Source organism: Bacillus sp. UNC41MFS5, assembly GCF_000686805.1.
On record NZ_JMLP01000053.1, the window covers coordinates 1 to 1643 of the forward strand.

Here is a 1643-nt window from a genome sequence, read left to right on the forward strand (position 1 = left end):
TAAGTGATACTTTTGAAGACTGCTATTATCAAGGTATCTATGGTGTCCAATCTGCCATTGGTGTAGGTGTCACCTTTACTAAAGTAAACAAGGATGCCATCACCAAAGCTATCACTTATGCTTGGTCTGGTGACATGTTTTCATCAAGGATTTGGAAGAACAAAGACAGATTGATTGATGCTTTAAAACAAGAACTAACAGTGGGATTAGTGCAAGGCAGGTCAACACAGGAGATGTCCAGAAACCTTAGAGATAAGATGGGTACATCCTATTTCAATGCAAACAGAATCATTAGAACAGAAGCTAACTATGTCATGAATGAAGGCACAGCACAAGGCTATAAGGCTAGTGGATTTGTAAAGAAGTATGAGTTTCTTGCTACACTTGATGACAGGACTTCAAAGAAATGTGGCTCACTAGATGGCAAGGTTTATAACTTAGAAGATAAACAGGTTGGGGTAAACTGCCCACCTCTACATCCATTTTGCAGGTCTTCCATCATGCCTTCCTTCCCTAAAGATGCTGATGCACAAAGGATTGCAAGAGATGCTGATGGTCAAACCTATTATGTTCCTGCTTCTATGACATATGAAGAATGGAAAGCAAAGAACAATATTAAGTAACCTTGATATGTAACAGTAACATGTAACACCTCCCTGTATTAGTACAATGTAGTATGTCCTATCAGTATTGATTACATGTAGGCAGTAGCTTACAACCAAATACAATGAACTGATAGGGGCATATGCAACTAACAGGGCAGGAGGTTATTTTAATGGAAAATGAAAACCAGAATCAAAGTCAAGAAAACCAAGAACAAACTCAAAATGAGGGTGTAGAAAAGGTTGAAATGACTAAAGCAGACCTAGAGAAGTTACTTCAATCTGAGGGTGACAAAAGGGTTACATCTGCAATGCAAAAAGCACAAGCAAAGTGGGAAGCTGAATTTAAGCAGAAACTTGAAGCTGAAAAGTCAGAAGCAGAAAAGTTAGCCAAGATGTCAGAAGAAGAGAAGATGAAGGCTGAACTAGAAAAAGAGAAAGCTAAGTTTGAAGAAGAAAGAAAGCAATTCATGATAGAGAGATTGGAACTGGAAACAGTTAAACAATTGTCTTCACTAGAATTACCAACAGAATTTGCCAAGTTTGTACTTGGTGCTGATGCTGAATCAACTAAAGCTAATATTGATACTTTTGCAGGTCAATGGCAAAAAGCTATTGAAACAGCAGTAGATAAAAAATTACAAGGTCACACACCAAAGGCTTCCAATGGGAATGTCAATGCAATGACCAAACAGGAGTTTTTAAATAAGCCATACAATGAAAGATTGGCAATTATGAACAACAATCCTGACCTATATAAACAAATCATGGGATAACAAGTAGATGCCAATGGCAATCTGCTTTTTTATTGCAAAAAAATTAAAATTACAAAACTAAAGGAGTTTGATAAGTCATGGCTATGACTAAAATGACCAATGTGCTTAATGCACAAATTATTGCTGATGGTGTATCAGCTAAGATTGGTAACAACATTAAATTGTTCCCTGTATCTTATGTACAAAATCTTGAAGGACAAGTTGGTGGTTCTATTGTAGTACCACAATTCCAATACATTGGAGATGCTTCTGATGTAGCTGAGGG

General features: G+C 37.0%; 2 protein-coding genes and 1 pseudogene. All 3 read left to right on the plus strand.

The annotated features are described in order from the left end of the window. Nucleotides 1-623: minor capsid protein (locus BR30_RS0116175; protein ID WP_026565881.1), on the plus strand; the 623-nt coding region annotated here is incomplete at its 5' end. A gap of 152 nt (nt 624-775) precedes the next feature. Beyond that, nucleotides 776-1378, plus strand: a complete 603-nt coding sequence (locus tag BR30_RS35280; protein WP_051633650.1) for a DUF4355 domain-containing protein — start codon at nt 776-778, stop codon at nt 1376-1378. 77 nt (nt 1379-1455) lie between these two features. Continuing rightward, nucleotides 1456-1643, plus strand: a pseudogene (locus BR30_RS0116185) (N4-gp56 family major capsid protein); the annotation flags it as partial.

Excerpts from the sequence above, each read along its gene's own strand:
- BR30_RS35280 (WP_051633650.1), top strand. The coding sequence starts at position 776 with ATGGAAAATGAAAACCAGAATCAAAGTCAAGAAAACCAAGAACAAACT.